Annotated in this window: 16 protein-coding genes; 10 read left to right on the top strand and 6 right to left on the bottom strand. The window is 71.6% G+C overall.

All coding sequences use genetic code 11. From position 1 onward, the window contains the following. The first annotated feature begins 155 nt into the window (after positions 1-155). The 5 genes from EV567_RS01190 (at position 156) to rbsD (ending at position 6,054) form a co-directional block, all read left to right on the top strand. On the top strand, positions 156-1,196 hold the full coding sequence (locus EV567_RS01190; RefSeq protein WP_130436679.1) for a LacI family DNA-binding transcriptional regulator: 1,041 nt from the start codon (positions 156-158) through the stop codon (positions 1,194-1,196). Beyond that, entirely contained in the window at positions 1,193-2,767 is a 1,575-nt protein-coding gene (locus EV567_RS01185; protein ID WP_130436678.1) for a sugar ABC transporter ATP-binding protein, read from the top strand. The genes EV567_RS01190 and EV567_RS01185 overlap by 4 nt, the downstream gene beginning before the upstream one ends. Then, the gene (locus EV567_RS01180) at positions 2,757-4,700 is read left to right on the top strand and encodes a substrate-binding domain-containing protein (RefSeq protein WP_130436677.1); all 1,944 of its coding nucleotides are present in this window, start codon (positions 2,757-2,759) and stop codon (positions 4,698-4,700) included. The genes EV567_RS01185 and EV567_RS01180 overlap by 11 nt, the downstream gene beginning before the upstream one ends. Positions 4,701-4,765: 65 nt before the next feature. Next, positions 4,766-5,668, top strand: a complete 903-nt coding sequence (locus EV567_RS01175) for a ribokinase (protein WP_130436676.1) — start codon at positions 4,766-4,768, stop codon at positions 5,666-5,668. Next, positions 5,665-6,054 (top strand): D-ribose pyranase, encoded by a 390-nt coding sequence (rbsD, locus tag EV567_RS01170; protein ID WP_130436675.1) that lies wholly within the window; start codon positions 5,665-5,667, stop codon positions 6,052-6,054. The genes EV567_RS01175 and rbsD overlap by 4 nt, the downstream gene beginning before the upstream one ends. Positions 6,055-6,209: 155 nt before the next feature. Here rbsD and EV567_RS01165 read toward each other — a convergent pair whose 3' ends face one another. Then, on the bottom strand, positions 6,210-6,467 hold the full coding sequence (locus tag EV567_RS01165) for a winged helix-turn-helix domain-containing protein (RefSeq protein WP_130436674.1): 258 nt from the start codon (positions 6,465-6,467) through the stop codon (positions 6,210-6,212). Positions 6,468-6,631: 164 nt separating this feature from the next. Between EV567_RS01165 and EV567_RS01160 the strand changes: the two genes are divergently transcribed. The 3 genes from EV567_RS01160 to EV567_RS01150 all read left to right on the top strand — a co-directional run bounded on the left by EV567_RS01160 (position 6,632) and on the right by EV567_RS01150 (position 7,840). Beyond that, positions 6,632-6,853: a hypothetical protein gene (locus EV567_RS01160; RefSeq protein WP_207228645.1), complete on the top strand. Its 222-nt coding sequence runs from the start codon at positions 6,632-6,634 to the stop codon at positions 6,851-6,853. Next, positions 6,850-7,110: a hypothetical protein gene (locus tag EV567_RS01155; protein ID WP_130436673.1), complete on the top strand. Its 261-nt coding sequence runs from the start codon at positions 6,850-6,852 to the stop codon at positions 7,108-7,110. The genes EV567_RS01160 and EV567_RS01155 overlap by 4 nt, the downstream gene beginning before the upstream one ends. A 364-nt stretch (positions 7,111-7,474) precedes the next feature. Then, entirely contained in the window at positions 7,475-7,840 is a 366-nt protein-coding gene (locus EV567_RS01150; RefSeq protein ID WP_130436672.1) for a toxin-antitoxin system YwqK family antitoxin, read from the top strand. A gap of 75 nt (positions 7,841-7,915) precedes the next feature. On the opposite strand, the gene EV567_RS01145 is transcribed toward EV567_RS01150, so the two are convergent. Further along, complete coding sequence (locus tag EV567_RS01145; RefSeq protein WP_130436671.1) at positions 7,916-9,736, bottom strand: alpha/beta fold hydrolase; 1,821 nt, start codon at positions 9,734-9,736, stop codon at positions 7,916-7,918. Between the two features lie 249 nt (positions 9,737-9,985). On the opposite strand from EV567_RS01145, the gene EV567_RS01140 reads away from it, so the two are divergent. Beyond that, positions 9,986-10,459 carry a carboxymuconolactone decarboxylase family protein gene (locus tag EV567_RS01140; protein WP_130436670.1) on the top strand — a complete coding sequence of 158 codons (474 nt, stop codon included), beginning with the start codon at positions 9,986-9,988 and terminating at the stop codon, positions 10,457-10,459. 65 nt (positions 10,460-10,524) lie between these two features. Here EV567_RS01140 and EV567_RS01135 read toward each other — a convergent pair whose 3' ends face one another. From EV567_RS01135 to EV567_RS01125, 3 genes are read right to left on the bottom strand one after another with little or no spacing between them, the layout of a single operon-like run. Further along, positions 10,525-11,325: a sugar phosphate isomerase/epimerase gene (locus EV567_RS01135; RefSeq protein ID WP_130437521.1), complete on the bottom strand. Its 801-nt coding sequence runs from the start codon at positions 11,323-11,325 to the stop codon at positions 10,525-10,527. A 35-nt stretch (positions 11,326-11,360) separates the two neighbouring features. Then, a complete protein-coding gene (locus EV567_RS01130) occupies positions 11,361-12,512 on the bottom strand; it encodes a dihydrodipicolinate synthase family protein (RefSeq protein ID WP_130436669.1) in 1,152 nt (383 codons plus the stop codon). After that, on the bottom strand, positions 12,509-13,666 hold the full coding sequence (locus EV567_RS01125) for a Gfo/Idh/MocA family protein (RefSeq protein WP_130436668.1): 1,158 nt from the start codon (positions 13,664-13,666) through the stop codon (positions 12,509-12,511). The genes EV567_RS01130 and EV567_RS01125 overlap by 4 nt, the downstream gene beginning before the upstream one ends. Before the next feature lie 308 nt (positions 13,667-13,974). Between EV567_RS01125 and EV567_RS01120 the strand changes: the two genes are divergently transcribed. Continuing rightward, on the top strand, positions 13,975-15,021 hold the full coding sequence (locus tag EV567_RS01120) for a LacI family DNA-binding transcriptional regulator (protein WP_130436667.1): 1,047 nt from the start codon (positions 13,975-13,977) through the stop codon (positions 15,019-15,021). Between the two features lie 574 nt (positions 15,022-15,595). Here the strand turns inward: EV567_RS01120 and EV567_RS01115 are convergent. Beyond that, the gene (locus tag EV567_RS01115) at positions 15,596-15,799 is read right to left on the bottom strand and encodes a hypothetical protein (protein WP_130436666.1); all 204 of its coding nucleotides are present in this window, start codon (positions 15,797-15,799) and stop codon (positions 15,596-15,598) included. Positions 15,800-15,804 lie beyond the last annotated feature (5 nt).

Below are 15,804 nucleotides of genomic sequence, written 5' to 3'. Positions count from 1 at the left end.
GAACCCGGGCGGTTACGCCTTGGGGGTTCATCACGGTTCGATTTCGGCCACTCCGAGGTCTTGATTCCGAGCATGTAATCGATTCCAATCATCCGCACATGTCGATGTAATCGATTCCACGACTGCATCAAGTTCCACGAGGAGGTGGACCGGCGATGGCGAGCATCAAGGACGTCGCCGCCGAGGCGGGGGTCTCCGTCGCCACGGTGTCGCGCGTCCTGAACGACCACCCGTCCGTCAGCGCCGAGGCACGCACGCGCGTGCTGGCCGCCGTCCAGACGCTGGACTACCGCCCCAACGCCGTCGCCCGGTCGCTGCGCACCGACCAGACCCACACCCTCGGCCTGGTCATCAGCGACGTGCTCAACCCGTACTTCACCGAACTGGCCCGCTCCGTCGAGGAAGAGGCGCGCGCCCTCGGCTACAGCGTCGTCATCGGCAACGCCGACGAGCGGCCCGACCTCCAGGACCACCACGTCCGCAACCTGCTCGACCGGCGCATCGACGGTCTGCTCGTCTCCCCCACCGACGGCGGCTCCCCGCTGATGCTGGACGCCGCGCGCGCGGGGACGCCGATGGTGTTCGTCGACCGGTGGATCCCGGGCGTCGACGTGCCGGTGGTGCGCGCGGACGGCCGGGAGGCCGTACGGGACCTGGTCGCACACCTGCACGGCCTGGGGCACCGCAGGCTCGCCATCATCGCGGGCCCGGCCGCCACCACCACCGGCAGTGAACGCGTCGAGGCCTTCCGGGCCGCCATGGCCGAATACGGACTCCCGCTGCCCGACGCCTACATAGGGCAGGGCGACTTCCAGGCCGAGAGCGGACGGCGGGTCACCGAGGGCTTCCTCGACCTGCCCGAGCCGCCCGAGGTGGTCTTCGCGGCGGACAACCTGATGGTGCTGGGCGCGCTGGACGCCGTACGCGCGCGTGGGCTGCGCGTCCCGGACGACATCGCGCTGGCCGCGTTCGACGACATCCGCTGGTTCGTGCACACCGATCCGCCCATCACCGCCATCGCCCAGCCCACCGGCGAACTGGGCCGGGCCGCCGTGCGCGCGCTCGTCGACCGCATCGAGGGGCGGCCCCCGCTGTCCGTCACCCTCACCGCCCGGCTCGTCGTACGCCGCTCGTGCGGCGAGCCGGGCCCCTCGCAGTCCCCCGCACAGTCCCCCGTACGAAGGAGTACGTCGTGAGCAACCCGGACGAGTTGCTGCGCATCGAAGGCATACGCAAGACCTTTCCCGGTGTGGTCGCGCTCGACGGCGTCGACTTCGACCTCCGGCGGGGCGAGGTGCATGTGCTGCTCGGCGAGAACGGCGCGGGCAAGAGCACCCTCATCAAGATGCTCTCCGGCGCCTACACGCCCGACGCCGGGCGGATCCTGGCCGGCGGCGAGGAGGTGCGCATCCAGGGCGCGCAGGACGCCGAACGCCTCGGGATCGCCACCATCTACCAGGAGTTCAACCTCGTCCCCGATCTGACGGTCGCCGAGAACATCTTCCTGGGACGGCAGCCGCGCCGCTTCGGGATGATCGACCGGCGGCGGATGGAGGCCGAGGCGGCCGTCCTGCTGGAGCGCGTCGGCGTCCAGGTGTCGCCCCGCGCACGGGTGCGCGAACTGGGCATCGCCCGGCTCCAGATGGTCGAGATCGCGAAGGCGCTGAGCCTGGACGCGCGCGTGCTGATCATGGACGAGCCGACCGCCGTGCTCACCTCCGAGGAGGTCGACAAGCTCTTCGCGATCGTGCGCAGGCTGCGCGAGGACGGCGTGGGCGTCGTGTTCATCACGCACCACCTGGAGGAGATCGCCGCCCTCGGCGACCGCGTCACCGTCATCCGCGACGGCAGGAGCGTCGGCCAGGTGCCCGCCTCCACCGCCGAGGACGAACTCGTCCGGCTCATGGTGGGCCGTTCCATCGAGCAGCAGTACCCGCGCGAGCGCCCCGGCGCCGGAGAGGCCCTGCTGACCGTGGAGGGGCTCACCCGCGACGGCGTCTTCCACGACGTCAGCTTCGAGGTGCACGCCGGTGAGGTCGTCGGCGTCGCCGGGCTCGTCGGCGCCGGTCGTACCGAGGTCGTACGGGCCGTCTTCGGGGCGGACCCCTACGACCGGGGAGCCGTACGGGTCGGGGGCGCCGCGCTGAGGCGTCATGACGTGAACGCGGCCATGGCGGCCGGGATCGGTCTCGTACCGGAGGACCGCAAGGGCCAGGGGCTGGTGCTGGACGCCTCCGTGGAGGAGAACCTCGGTCTGGTGACCCTGAGGTCGGCCACGCGCGCGGGGCTCGTCGACCTCAAGGGGCAGCACGAGGCCGCCGACCGGATCGCCCGGCAGCTCGGGGTGCGGATGGCGGGCCTCGGCCAGCATGTGCGCACCCTGTCCGGCGGCAACCAGCAGAAGGTCGTCATCGGCAAGTGGCTACTCGCGAAGACCCGGGTGCTGATCCTCGACGAGCCGACGCGCGGCATCGACGTCGGCGCGAAGGTCGAGATCTACCAGCTGATCAACGAGCTGACGGCCGCCGGGGCCGCCGTCCTGATGATCTCCAGCGACCTGCCCGAGGTGCTCGGCATGAGCGACCGGGTGCTGGTGATGGCCCAGGGCCGGATCGCCGGGGAACTGCCGGCCGGCGAGGCGACGCAGGACGCGGTGATGGCCCTCGCGGTGAGCACCCCCGGCGGCGAGGACGCCGCCGGCACCCGTACGAGCTCCAGTACCCCTACCACCCCTACGAATGAAGTGGAGGCCGGCCGTGGCCGCTGACACGCTCAAGAGCACCACGGGCGCCGGTGGCGGCGCCGCGGCGGTCCGCCGTCTGCTCCTCGACAACGGCGCGCTCACCGCGCTCATCGTCCTCGTCGTCGCCATGTCGGCGCTGTCGGGCGACTTCCTCACCACGGACAACCTGCTGAACGTGGGCGTCCAGGCGGCCGTGACCGCCATCCTCGCCTTCGGCGTGACCTTCGTGATCGTCTCGGCTGGCATCGACCTGTCGGTCGGCTCGGTCGCGGCCCTGTCGGCGACCGTGCTGGCGTGGAGCGCCACCCAGCAGGGCGTGCCCGTGGCGATCGCCGTCGCGCTGGCCGTCGTCACCGGCGTCGTGTGCGGTCTGGTCAACGGGTTCCTCATCGCGTACGGCAAACTCCCGCCCTTCATCGCCACGCTGGCGATGCTGTCGGTGGCGCGCGGACTGTCGCTGGTGATCTCCGAGGGCTCCCCGATCGCCTTCCCCGACTCGGTCTCGCACCTCGGCGACACGCTGGGCGGCTGGCTGCCCGTGCCGGTGCTGGTCATGATCGTCATGGGTCTGGTCGCGGCGTTCGTGCTCGGCCGTACCTACATAGGCCGTTCGATGTACGCCATCGGGGGCAACGAGGAGGCGGCCCGGCTGTCGGGGCTGCGGGTGAAGAAGCAGAAGCTCGCCATCTACGCCCTGTCCGGCGTGTTCGCCGCCGCCGCGGGCGTCGTGCTCGCCTCCCGGCTGTCCTCGGCTCAGCCGCAGGCCGCCGACGGCTACGAACTGGACGCGATCGCCGCCGTCGTCATCGGCGGCGCCTCCCTCGCGGGTGGTACGGGTAAGGCCTCCGGCACCCTGATCGGCGCGCTGATCCTCGCGGTGCTGCGCAACGGGCTCAACCTGCTGAGCGTGTCCGCGTTCTGGCAGCAGGTCGTCATCGGCGTCGTCATCGCGCTGGCGGTGCTGCTGGACACGGTGCGCCGCAAGGCCGGGGCGACCCCGGTCACCGCCGGCGGCGGCAAGGGCAGGCAGGCGGCGACGTACGGGCTCGCGGCCGTGGTCACCGTGGCGATCGTCGGTGCGACCTCGTTCCTGCACGGCGGTTCCCCCGCGACGGCGAACCCGAGGGTCGGGCTGGCGCTGTCCACCCTCAACAACCCGTTCTTCGTGCAGATCCAGTCGGGCGCGAAGGCCGAGGCGAAGAAGCTGGGCGTGGACCTGACCGTCACCGACGCGCAGAACGACGCCTCGCAGCAGGCCAACCAGCTGCAGAACTTCACCAGTTCCGGCGTGGACTCGATCATCGTCAACCCGGTGGACTCGGACGCGGCGGGACCGTCGGTGCGGTCCGCCGACAAGGCGGACATCCCGGTGATCGCGGTCGACCGCGGCGTCAACAAGGCGACCACGGACGCGCTCGTGGCCTCCGACAACGTCGCCGGCGGTGAGCTGGCGGCGAAGACGGTCGCCGAGAAGCTGGGCGGCAACGGCAAGATCGTGATCCTTCAGGGGCAGGCGGGCACGTCGGCGGCCCGGGAGCGGGCGGAAGGGTTCGCGAAGGGGCTGAAGGCCTTCCCCGGAATCCAGGTCCTGGCCCAGCAGCCGGCCGACTTCGACCGCACCAAGGGACTCGACGTGATGTCGAACCTGCTCCAGGCGCACCCGGACGTGCAGGGCGTCATCGCCGCCAACGACGAGATGGCGCTCGGCGCGATCAAGGCGCTGGGCGCCAAGGCCGGGACGTCGGTCCAGGTCGTCGGCTTCGACGGAACTCCGGACGGGCTGAAGGCCGTTGAACAGGGGACGCTGTACGCGTCCGTCGCGCAGCAGCCGTCGCAGCTGGGCCGGATCGCCGTGGACAACGCGCTCAAGGCGCTGCGCGGCGAGAAGGTCGAGCAGACGGTGAAGGTGCCGGTGAAGGTGGTCACCAAGCAGAACGTGGCCGGGTTCAGCGGCTGACACCGGCACGCGGGCGGGCGGTCGCCAGGCCGCCCGCCCCGGCCACGCTTCAGGGGAGTTTCTTCATGTACGACTACGACCTCCTGGTCGTGGGGTCGGCCAACGCCGACCTGGTGATCGGCGTCGAACGGCGGCCGGGAGCCGGGGAGACGGTCCTCGGCTCCGACCTGGCCGTCCATCCGGGCGGCAAGGGCGCCAACCAGGCGGTGGCGGCGGCCCGTCTGGGCGCCCGTACGGCGCTGCTGGCCAGGGTCGGCGACGACGCGCACGGGCGGCTGCTGCTGGACGCGCAGCGGGCGGCCGGGGTGGACACGGTGGGCCTGCTGGTGGGCGGGGCGCCGACCGGGGTCGCGCTGATCACGGTGGACCCGTCGGGTGACAACAGCATCGTGGTGTCGCCGGGCGCGAACGGCCGGCTGACGCCGCAGGACGTGCGGGCGGCGGCCGGTCTCTTCCACGCCTCGCGGGTGGTGTCGGCGCAGCTGGAGATCCCGCTGGAGACGGTCGTGGAGGTCGTGCGCTGTCTCGCGCCCGGCAGCCGTTTCGTCCTCAACCCCTCCCCGCCGCGCCCGCTGCCCGCCGAGGTGCTGGCGGCCTGCGATCCGCTGATCGTCAACGAGCACGAGGCGAGGGTGATCCTCGGGGACGCGGCGGTGGGCGACGAGCCCGAGGACTGGGCGCGGATCCTGCTGGCGAAGGGGCCGCGCTCGGTGGTCGTGACGCTGGGCGCGGACGGCGCGCTGGCGGCCTCGGCCGAGGGCGTGGTCCGGGTGGCGTCGGTGCCGGTGGACGCGGTGGACACGACGGGCGCGGGCGACTCCTTCACGGCGGCGCTGGCCTGGAAGCTGGGGACGGGCTCGTCGCTGGCGGAGGCGGCGGCGTACGCGGCGCGGGTCGGGGCGGCGGCGGTCACCCGACGGGGTGCGCAGGAGTCGTTCCCGACGGCGCAGGAGGTGGCCGCGCTGTGAGGAAGGCGGGGATCCTCAATCGTCATCTGGCGGGTGCGCTGGCGGAGTTGGGCCACGGGGACGGGGTGCTGGTGTGCGACGCCGGTATGCCGATACCGGACGGGCCGCGCGTGGTGGACCTCGCGTTCCGGGCGGGGGTGCCGTCTTTCGCGGAGGTGCTGGAGGGTCTGCTCGACGAGCTGGTCGTGGAGGGGGCGACGGCGGCGAGCGAGGTGCGCCGGGCCAATCCGGCGGCTTCGGCGCTGCTGGACGGGCACTTCCCGGGGCTGGCCCTGGTCCCGCACGAGAAGCTGAAGGAGCTGTCGGCGCGGGCCCGCCTGGTCGTGCGCACGGGCGAGGCGCGGCCGTACGCGAATGTGCTGCTGCGGTGCGGGGTGTTCTTCTGAGGGGGCGCTGCGGAAAGCTTCGAGGGGCCCGGTCCGTCGACCGGGCCCCTCGGCGTCCCCCTCCCGACGCCAAGACCCCCACGATCCCCCCGGATCCCCCTCCAAGAGCCCTGACGCCGTGTATGACACGCGGGGGGCGGGGAGGGTTGCACGTCCTACGGGTGATTCTCCGGAGGGAGGGGGTCGGAGACGAACGATCCCCGAGCGCGAACCGTCACCACCAGTCCTCTGTCCCGGAGGATGTCCAGAGCGCGGCGGACTGTGCCAGGACCAACTTTGTGCTCGTGCGTCATGGTCAGTTCGCCCGGCAGCCGCGTGCCCGGCGGGTACTCACCGGAACGGATCTTCCGTTCGATGATCGCGGCGAGCTGTTCATAGACGTATTGCGGCGAGTCGGGGCTGATCTTGTCCACCCGTCGACCGTATGCCGCCGCCTTCCACCACGCATTACCCACTACTACTACCAACCACTACCCACCACTATCCTCCTCACGATAGAGTCCCAGAAACGAAGACGCCCCGACGGGAAGGTGAAAGCTTCACGCCGGGGCTCAGCCGACTGAAACGGAGTCGACCTATGCGCAGCCTACTGGCCGCGATCCTCACCCTCTTCCTGCCGCCTCGCGGAGCGCACCGCGCCCTAACCCCGCCCTCGCCCCCCTTCGCCCAGTGGTCCGCCCCCGCACCCCGGGCACGGCTCCGCCCCGCGGACGTGATCCTCGCCGACGGCCTGCCCCTGGTGCGGCCGTACCTCGCGACTCTGGGCCAGTGCCACGTCACGGCGGAGGCCGCCGCGTGAGCGCGCGGAGCTTTCGCAGCGTCGGCGTCGACCCCGCCACCGGCAAGGAGGCGTTCGTGGTCACGCGCCCTGGCGGTGTGCTGGAGGAACTGGCCGACGCACACGCCCTCAAGGCCGCCGCGGTCCTGGTGACCGTCGTCGGGGCCGTGCTGGAGGGAGGCAGGTCGTCCGACACCGAACTCGCCGCCTTCGTGCCGTCGCTCCACGCGGCGCTGGAGGAATGCGTGGGCATCATGGCGGCGGACAGGGAGCGGTGACGTAGAGCGGGGAGCCAGGGCCTCCCCTCCCCCGCCAGGTCGGCCTCTGGAGTGCTTCGGAGGCCGGCCTCGGGTCGTTCACACGGCGACCAGGCGCGATCGCCGCGGCCCGCAGTCACAGGACGTCCCGCGGGTCTGGCACCGGGGGTCGGGTGCGCGTCCAGGTCCAGCAGAAGTGAAAAGGTTTTGAGGATGCCCTGAGGGAGGGAAGCCCGACCAGGGAGAGGTACGAGCGCCTGACCTCAATTGAGTTCGCCGACGACGAATCTCTCCACCACTATCTTCAGTCCATGTACGACTACCTGTACGGCAACCAGCCCAGGCAGCCATTTCCTGCGCTAAGAAACTGGAGACAGTGACCCGGGTGGACATCTCTCCGCGAATCGGCATCGACGATCCCGAAGTAGACATGGATGACGGGCAGCGGCTGCTCTACCGAGGTGAGCCGTTCACCGGTGAGGTGACTGAGCACCTCGGGGGCAAGCTCGTGAGTCTGGACGTCTATGTCGAAGGGGTCCAGAGCGGTCCGTCGCGGGAGTGGTACAAGGACGGGGCCCTGCGGTCGGAGGGCACCGTGCGTGATGGCTTGCCTCGTGGAGAATTCCGGGAGTGGCATCCGAACGGGACGTTGGCGTCTCGGAAGGTATTCGCCGACGACGGTCTCACGCTCTGCGAAGACCACCAGTGGGACGAGAGCGGCCGGCAGACAAGGAACTGGGCGCGTCGATGAACGATCAACCGGCTCGGCGGGTTCGCGGGGCTGACGCGGCCGCCGTCGCCGCCGGCCCCGCGAAACGGTCGCGGATCATTCACGGGTACCGGCTCCCCCATCGCCGATGACGAACGGCTCCGGCTTCACCGAGTTCACGCACCGGGTGTCCGGGTTGTCGGGGTTGTCGAAGAAGGAGGTGATCACCTTTGTCCCGCACGGATGGTCGAACGTCCCGTGGGCGACACCGGCCAGGGTCACCACCGTGGAGCGGGAGAGCGTCCGGGTCACGTAGCGCCCCCACTGAGCGCCGGTCTGAGCGTCGAAACTCCCGGAGACGGCCAGGGTGGGGATGCCGCTCCGAGTGACCGCACGAACGGAGTCGGGTGCCTTCGGAACGTCCCAGGCCTGGCATGCCTGGCGCAGGAAGGGCAGTTGGGGAGCCTGGGCCAGGACCGAGCGGGGGAGCTCGGGAAAGGCTCGCAGCCCCTTGGCGAGCTGTTCGCCGGGGGTCTCGAACGGAACCCATTCGCTGCACCAGACACTCAGCGACAGCCCGTGAGCGAACATCCCTCGCGAGCCGGGAAGCCAGGCGGCCGCCCACTGCTCGGCGATGCGCTCGGGGTGGCCGTGGGCCAACTCGTCCACGCCCAGCGGGAAGGTGTCGGGGGCGTGACTGGCACGAACCATCCAGTTCAGCAGCGCCCCGCCGTCGAGGACCACCTTCACCTTCCCGACCTGCGGCACCGTCACGTGCGTGGTGACCGGACGGGCATCCAGCTGACGCACCATGCGCAGGAAGGCGGCGCCGATGTCGGGGTAGCGCTGACGGCAGGAGGGCTGGGCCGCGCAGGCGCTCACGATGTCGTCGAACGACTCCCTCATGCTGCTCCACGTCCACCCGGGCGTCGCCACGGACGGCGGTACGACGCCGTCGACGGTCACGGAGCGGATCCCTTCGGGGAACATGCGCATGTAGGTCAGCGCCAGTTGCGTCCCGTAGGAATGTGAGAGGACGTTCCACTGCCGGATTCCCAGGGCTTCGCGCAGATCGGCCGCGTCGGCGGCGTTCTCACTGGTGTCGTAGGCGGCCGGATCGGTTCCCCGGGCCGTCAGGCGCTCGCGGCACCGGGCCGCCGCCCGGGCGTACCGGTCCCCGGTGGAGGGTGCGTCGTAGAGGAGGTGGACCCGCTCCTGGTAAAACCGGTCGATCTCGGGACACGTCAGCGGCCGCTGGGACGAGAGGGTCCCGCGCTGGGACAGGACGACCAGATCGCGGTCGCGGTTCAGCCCGGCATCCGTGAGTTCCGTTATGTTCCCGATGGCGTCCGCGCCGGGCCCGCCGGCGAAGAACACGATCGGATCGGGGTGCGGCCTCGGCGCGGCCGAGCGGACGAGCGCGACGGCCAGGCGAAGGGTTCGCGAGGACGGGTGGGCCCGGTTTTCCGGCACGACGAGGAAGCCGCAGCGGGTGTCCTTCAGTTCCCCGTACGTGGTCGGGCACGGAGCGGGCACGAACCGCGACGACGGATGCGGCCGCGCGGCCGGGGGCTGGGGCAGGGCGAGCACGGTTCCCGGAAAGATCCGGTGGCCCCGGTCGCTGGAGGCGTATCCGTGCCGACGGGCCTCGTCCTCGATGGTCTGCCGGTTGAGGGTGTAGACGCTGTCCCACCGCAGGGCGTCGCCGAGGGTCTGCCGGGCGATGTCCCACAGCGTGTGTCCGGAGGCGACGGTATGCGTGGCGGCCTTGGAACGGGCGGGCACGGCGTCACCGGCCGTCCGTCCGGGTGACAGATGTTGCTGGGGGCGGGTGGCGGCCACGCCGGGTGTGCCGTGGGCCGGGGCCGCGCACAGCACCGTCAGACCGGTCAGGAAGATGGCGGCTGCGGCGGCTGTGCGGCGGTTGCGTATGGGCATGTCGTCCTTCCGCATCGGCACCGGGCGGCTCAAGGGCACCGATCGAACTCGTCACACGTGGCGGGGTCGTCTGACGCCAGCCTGCGAAGACCACTCGTGCCCCGCACTCCCAGGGGCCCAATGGGGTCACACACGCGCCCGTCGGCGACGGTGCGCAAGGGACGCGGAAGAATTCTCGAGCCGCGTGTCACATTCCGGCGGCCCCGGGTGTCAAAGAGGTAACCCACCACCACGACACAGGAGCCCACCATGGACGCTCGATTCGACCTCTTCGGCAACCCGGTCGCGATGAAGTTCCTCCGGTACGTCAACTCGGCGGGCAAGGTGATCGCGGACTCGACCCTGCCGAGCGCGACGCAGGAGCTGGTGAAGATCCGCGCCAGCCAGATCAACGGCTGCGGTTTCTGCACCGACATGCACACCAAGGACGCCACCGCCGCCGGGGAGACCGCGCAGCGCCTCCACATGGTCGCGGCCTGGAGGGAGGCGAAGGTGTTCACGGACGCGGAGCGCGCCGCGCTGGAGCTGACGGAGCAGGGCACCCGTATCGCCGACGCGGCCGGTGGAGTGACGGACGCGGCCTGGGAGAACGCCGCCAAGCACTACGACGAGGACCAGCTCGCGGCCCTGTTGTCCCTCATCGCCCTGATCAACGCGTACAACCGCGTGAACGTCATCGTCCAGCAGCCCGCCGGCGACTACCAGCCCGGCATGTTCGAATGACGAGATGACGAGAGGGGCGGGCGGGCGTCCACAAGGCGCGGATGCCCGCCCACCCCTCGACCACGTCAGCGGTCCACGTGCTCCACGAACCGCGCCGCCGTCTCCGCGAGGACCTCGTGGCCGTCGCGGGACCACAGGACGTCGTTGAAGAGTTCGACCTCGATCGGGGCGGTGTATCCGGCCGCCTCCACGTAGCCCTGCCACTCGCGCATGTCGATCGCGCCGTCGCCGATCTGGCCGCGGCCGGTGAGGACGCCCTCGGGCAGCGGGGTGGTCCAGTCGGCGAGCTGGAAGGAGTGGATGCGGCCGCCGGCGCCGGCGCGGGCGATCTGCGCGGGAGCCTGGTCGTCCCACCAGATGTGGTAGGTGTCCACCGTGACGCCGACCTGGTGCGCGGGGAAGCGTTCCGCGAGGTCCAGGGCCTGGGCGAGGGTGGAGACCACACAGCGGTCGGAGGCGTACATCGGGTGCAGCGGCTCGATGGCCAGCCGTACGCCGTGTTCCTCGGCGTACGGGCCCAGTTCGGCCAGCGCGTCCGCGATGCGCTCGCGGGCGGCGCGCAGGTCCTTCGAGCCGGGCGGGAGACCGCCCGAGACCAGGACCAGGGTGTCCGTGCCGAGGGCCGCGGCCTCGTCCACGGCCCGGCGGTTGTCGGCCAGGGCGGCCGTCCGCGCGTCCGGGTCGATCGCCGTGAGGAAGCCGCCCCGGCACAGCGTCGTCACCGTCAGGCCCGCGTCGCGGACCAGCTTCGCAGTCGCCTCCAGACCGTACTCCCGGACCGGCTCGCGCCACAGGCCGACGTTGACGACGCCCAGGTCGCGGCAGGCGTCGACGAGTTCGGGCAGCGACAGCTGCTTCACCGTCATCTGGTTGATGGAGAAGCGGCTCAGGTCCGGGTTGCTCACTGGGTGACTCCGTACAGGGCGAGCAGGTTCTTCATCCGCTCCTCGGCCAGCTTCGGGTCGGGGAACAGGCCCAGCCCGTCGGCGAGTTCGTAGGCGCGGGCGAAGTGCGGCAGGGAGCGGGCCGACTGGAGGCCGCCGACCATCGTGAAGTGCGACTGGTGGCCGGCCAGCCAGGCCAGGAAGACCACGCCCGTCTTGTAGAAGCGGGTGGGCGCCTGGAAGAGGTAGCGGGACAGCTCGACGGTGGGGTCGAGCAGGGCCCGGAAGCCCGCCGTGTCGCCGGTGTCCAGGACCCGGACGGCCTCGGCGGCCAGCGGCCCCAGCGGGTCGAAGATGCCGAGCAGGGCGTGGCTGAAACCCTGCTCGTCGCCCGCGATCAGCTCGGGGTAGTTGAAGTCGTCGCCCGTGTAGCAGCGGACGCCCTGCGGGAGGCGGCGGCGGATGTCGATCTCGCGCTGCGCCTCCAGGAGGGAGACCTTGATGCCGTCGACCTTGTCCGGGTGGGCGGCGATGACCTCTAGGAAGGTGTCGGTCGCCGCGTCCAGGTCGGCGGAGCCCCAGTAGCCCTCGAGCGCCGGGTCGAACATCGGGCCCAGCCAGTGCAGGACCACCGGCTCGGAGGCCTGGCGGAGGAGGTGCCCGTAGACCTCCACGTAGTCCTCGGGTCCCCGGGCGGCGGCGGCCAGCGCGCGCGAGGCCATCAGGATGGCCTGGGCGCCGGAGGCCTCGACGAGGGCGAGCTGCTCCTCGTAGGCGGAGCGGACCTCGGCGAGCGTACCGGCGGTGAGCTGGTCGGTGCCGACGCCGCAGGCGATGCGTCCGCCGACCGCCTTGGCCTCGGCGGCGCTGCGGCGGATCAGCTCCGCCGCGCCGGCCCAGTCCAGGCCCATGCCGCGCTGGGCGGTGTCCATGGCCTCGGCGACGCCCAGGCCGTGGGACCACAGATGGCGGCGGAAGGCGAGGGTGGCGTCCCAGTCGACGGCGGCGGCCGAGTCGGGCGACACGTCCGCGAAGGGGTCGGCGACGACGTGCGCCGCCGAGAACACCGTACGGGAGGCGAGGGGGGCGCCCGGGGTGAGGGCGAGGGGCTCGATGCGGGGTTCGTACGTCCGCAACGTGCCTGACGTGTCCGGGAGTTGGATGGTCACAGGGAGATCTCCGGGACGTCGAGGCGGCGGCCCTCGGCCGAGGACTTCAGGCCCAGCTCGGCGAGCTGGACGCCGCGGGCGCCGGCCAGCAGGTCCCACTGGTAGGGGGCGTCGGCGTAGACGTGCTTGAGGAACAGTTCCCACTGGGCCTTGAAGCCGTTGTCGAACACCTGGTTGTCCGGGACCTCCTGCCACTGGTCGCGGAACACCTCGGTGGCCGGGATGTCCGGGTTCCACACCGGCTTGGGAGTGGAACTGCGGTGCTGGACACGGCAGTCGCGCAGACCGGCGACGGCGGAGCCCTCGGTGCCGTCCACCTGGAACTCCACCAGCTCGTCGCGGTTGACGCGGACGGCCCAGGAGGAGTTGATCTGGGCGATCGCGCCGCCCTCCAGCTCGAAGATGCCGTAGGCGGCGTCGTCGGCGGTGGCGTCGTACGGCTTGTCGTTCTCGTCCCAGCGCTGCGGGATGTGGGTGGCGGTGAGGGCCTGGACGGACTTCACGCGACCGAACAGCTCGTGGAGCACGTACTCCCAGTGCGGGAACATGTCGACGACGATGCCGCCGCCGTCCTCGGCGCGGTAGTTCCAGGAGGGGCGCTGCGCGGTCTGCCAGTCGCCCTCGAAGACCCAGTAGCCGAACTCGCCGCGGATGGACAGGATCCGGCCGAAGAAGCCGCCGTCGATGAGGCGCTTGAGCTTGAGCAGTCCGGGGAGGAAGAGCTTGTCCTGGACGACGCCGTGCTTGACGCCCGCCGCGTCGGCCAGGCGGGCCAGCTCCAGCGCGCCTTCGAGGCCGGTGGCGGTCGGCTTCTCGGTGTAGATGTGCTTGCCGGCGGCGATCGCCTTCTTGATCGCCCCCTCGCGGGCTGAGGTCACCTGGGCGTCGAAGTAGATGTCCACGCTGTCGTCGGCGAGGACCGCGTCCACGTCCGTCGAGATGCTGTCCAGGCCCAGGCCGTGCTGCTCGGCGAGCGCCTTCAGGGCGTGCTCGCGGCGGCCGACGAGGATGGGTTCCGGCCACAGCACGGTGCCGTCGCCGAGGTCGAGTCCGCCCTGTTCGCGCAGGGCCAGGATGGAGCGGACCAGGTGCTGGCGGTAGCCCATGCGCCCGGTCACGCCGTTCATGGCGATACGCACCGTCTTGCGTGTCACGTCGGTCCCTTCATAGGCGTCGTAGGCGGCGCTGTGCTCGTCTCGTACGCGGCTTGTCCCGGATGAGCGCTGCGCCGACGCCTTGTCCTGATCAGCGATGCAGCAAGCGCTTTCTATCTGATGAGAAGCTAGCCTCTGACCACTGGTCCGGACAAGACCGTGTCCATCCCGAGTTGTTCGAGGGGGCGAACAAACGGGGCTCCTGGCCGTAAGGTCTGCTCGGCACGCCCGGGAACCATGCCCCCTGCATGGCTGCCCACATGGGCGAACGACGGATACGACGAGATGCGCGACCGGAGGACGACGAGATGACGGTGACCCTGGCGGACGTGGCGGCCCGCGCGCAGGTCTCCCCCGCGACGGTGTCGCGCGTGCTGAACGGGAACTACCCCGTGGCCGCAACCACCCGTGAGCGGGTGCTGCGGGCGGTGGACGAGCTGGACTACGTGCTGAACGGGCCGGCGAGCGCGCTGGCGGCCGCGACCAGCGACCTGGTGGGCATCCTGGTCAACGACATCGCCGACCCCTTCTTCGGGATCATGGCGAGCGCGATCCAGTCGGAGATCGGGGGGCCGGGCGGCAGAGCCGGCGGCGAGCGGCTGGCGGTGGTGTGCAACACGGGGGGCTCTCCCGAGCGGGAGCTGACGTATCTGACCCTGTTGCAGCGGCAGCGGGCGGCGGCCGTGGTGCTGACCGGCGGCGCCGTGGAGCACGAGCCGCACGCCTCGGCGGTGGCGGCGAAGCTGCGCAAGCTGGCGGAGGCGGGGACGCGGGTCGTGCTGTGCGGGCGCCCGCCCGCCGACGACACCGGCGCGATCGCGCTGACCTTCGACAACCGGGGCGGGGGCCGGGAACTCACCGAGCACCTGATAGGGCTCGGCCACCGCAACCTCGGCTACATCGCGGGCCCGGAGGAGCGGACCACGACCCGGCACCGGCTGGAGGGCCACCGGGCCGCGCTCGAAGCGGCCGGGATCGAGGACGACCCCCGGCGGACGGTGTACGGACGCTACGACCGGCAGTCCGGCTACGAGGCGACGCTGGAACTGCTGCGCCGCGACCCGTCCCTGACTGCGGTCGTCGCCGCGAACGACTCCGTCGCCCTGGGCGCCTGCGCCGCGCTGCGGGATTCGGGGCTCCGCATCCCCGATGACGTCTCGGTCGCCGGCTTCGACGACCTCCCCTTCAGCATCGACGCGGTGCCCTCCCTGACGACGGTACGACTGCCCCTGACCGAGGCGGGGGCACGGGCGGGCCGCATCGCCATGGGCCGCGAGGAGCCCCCACCGGGCGGGATCACCACGGTCCGGGGGGAGCTGATGGTACGGGGGTCCTCCGGGGTGCCGCGGGGCTGACGGGCGGCTGCTCCGGGGTGCTGCTTGGGGCCGACGCAGGGCCCGACCGGGGTGCCGCGCGGTTGACGGGCGGCCCCTTCAGCGTGCTGCGGGGCTGACGGAGTGCCCTTCGGAGTGCCGGCTGACGGACAGCCCGCCCGGGATGCCACCCGGCTGACGCAGGGCCCGACCGGGGTGCCGCGCGGTTGGCGGTCGACCACCGGGATGCCAGGCGGCTGGCGTGGACTCCCTCGGGGTGCCGCGCGGCTGGCGGTCGGCTCCCTCGGGGTGCCCCGCGGCCGGCGGTCGGCCCTTCGGGGATGTCGCGCGGCTGGTGGTGGGCTCCTCGGGGATGTCGCAGGGCTGATGGAGGGCTCTTCGGGTGCCGCAGGGCCGGCCGAGGATCCGTCGAGGTGTCGCGCGGCTGGTGGGTGGGCTCCTTCGGGGGGCCGCAAGGCTGACGGCTCCCTCGGGTACCGCGGGGCCGGCCGAAGGGAATTGGGGACCGTCGGGGCGGCGGCGCGGCCTGAGGAACCGCGCCGCCGGTCGCCACGGTGCCGCCGGCGGGCCGGCGCACCCGGTGTCGCCGGTGTTGTCAGCGGAGGGCCCCGGGGAGTGCGATCGTCGTCGGTCGGGGGGTGGCGGCCAGGCGGAGGCCGAGTTCCACGAGGGTCCAGCCGAGGCGGGCGCGTACGGCACGGGGCCGGCGCGCCGCCGCCGCGAGGCGGTGGGCGTCGGCGTCGGCGCGGAGTGCGGCGGTGTGGGCGCGGTGCAGGGCGAGGTGGATCTCAGGATGCATCGGGC

Source organism: Streptomyces sp. BK239 (assembly GCF_004217285.1).
Taxonomy (GTDB): domain Bacteria; phylum Actinomycetota; class Actinomycetes; order Streptomycetales; family Streptomycetaceae; genus Streptomyces.
The sequence above is the reverse complement of the archived record's forward strand: the minus strand, read 5'-3'. Positions and strand labels throughout refer to the sequence as shown.

Bases quoted from the DNA above. Each gene is read 5' to 3' on its own strand.
- EV567_RS01160 (WP_207228645.1), top strand. From the start codon at position 6,632: ATGCGCAGCCTACTGGCCGCGATCCTCACCCTCTTCCTGCCGCCTCGC.
- EV567_RS01120 (WP_130436667.1), top strand. From the start codon at position 13,975: ATGACGGTGACCCTGGCGGACGTGGCGGCCCGCGCGCAGGTCTCCCCC.
- EV567_RS01135 (WP_130437521.1), bottom strand. From the start codon at position 11,325: ATGACGGTGAAGCAGCTGTCGCTGCCCGAACTCGTCGACGCCTGCCGC.
- EV567_RS01115 (WP_130436666.1), bottom strand. From the start codon at position 15,799: ATGCATCCTGAGATCCACCTCGCCCTGCACCGCGCCCACACCGCCGCA.
- EV567_RS01175 (WP_130436676.1), top strand. From the start codon at position 4,766: ATGTACGACTACGACCTCCTGGTCGTGGGGTCGGCCAACGCCGACCTG.
- EV567_RS01145 (WP_130436671.1), bottom strand. From the start codon at position 9,736: ATGCCCATACGCAACCGCCGCACAGCCGCCGCAGCCGCCATCTTCCTG.
- EV567_RS01140 (WP_130436670.1), top strand. From the start codon at position 9,986: ATGGACGCTCGATTCGACCTCTTCGGCAACCCGGTCGCGATGAAGTTC.
- EV567_RS01190 (WP_130436679.1), top strand. From the start codon at position 156: ATGGCGAGCATCAAGGACGTCGCCGCCGAGGCGGGGGTCTCCGTCGCC.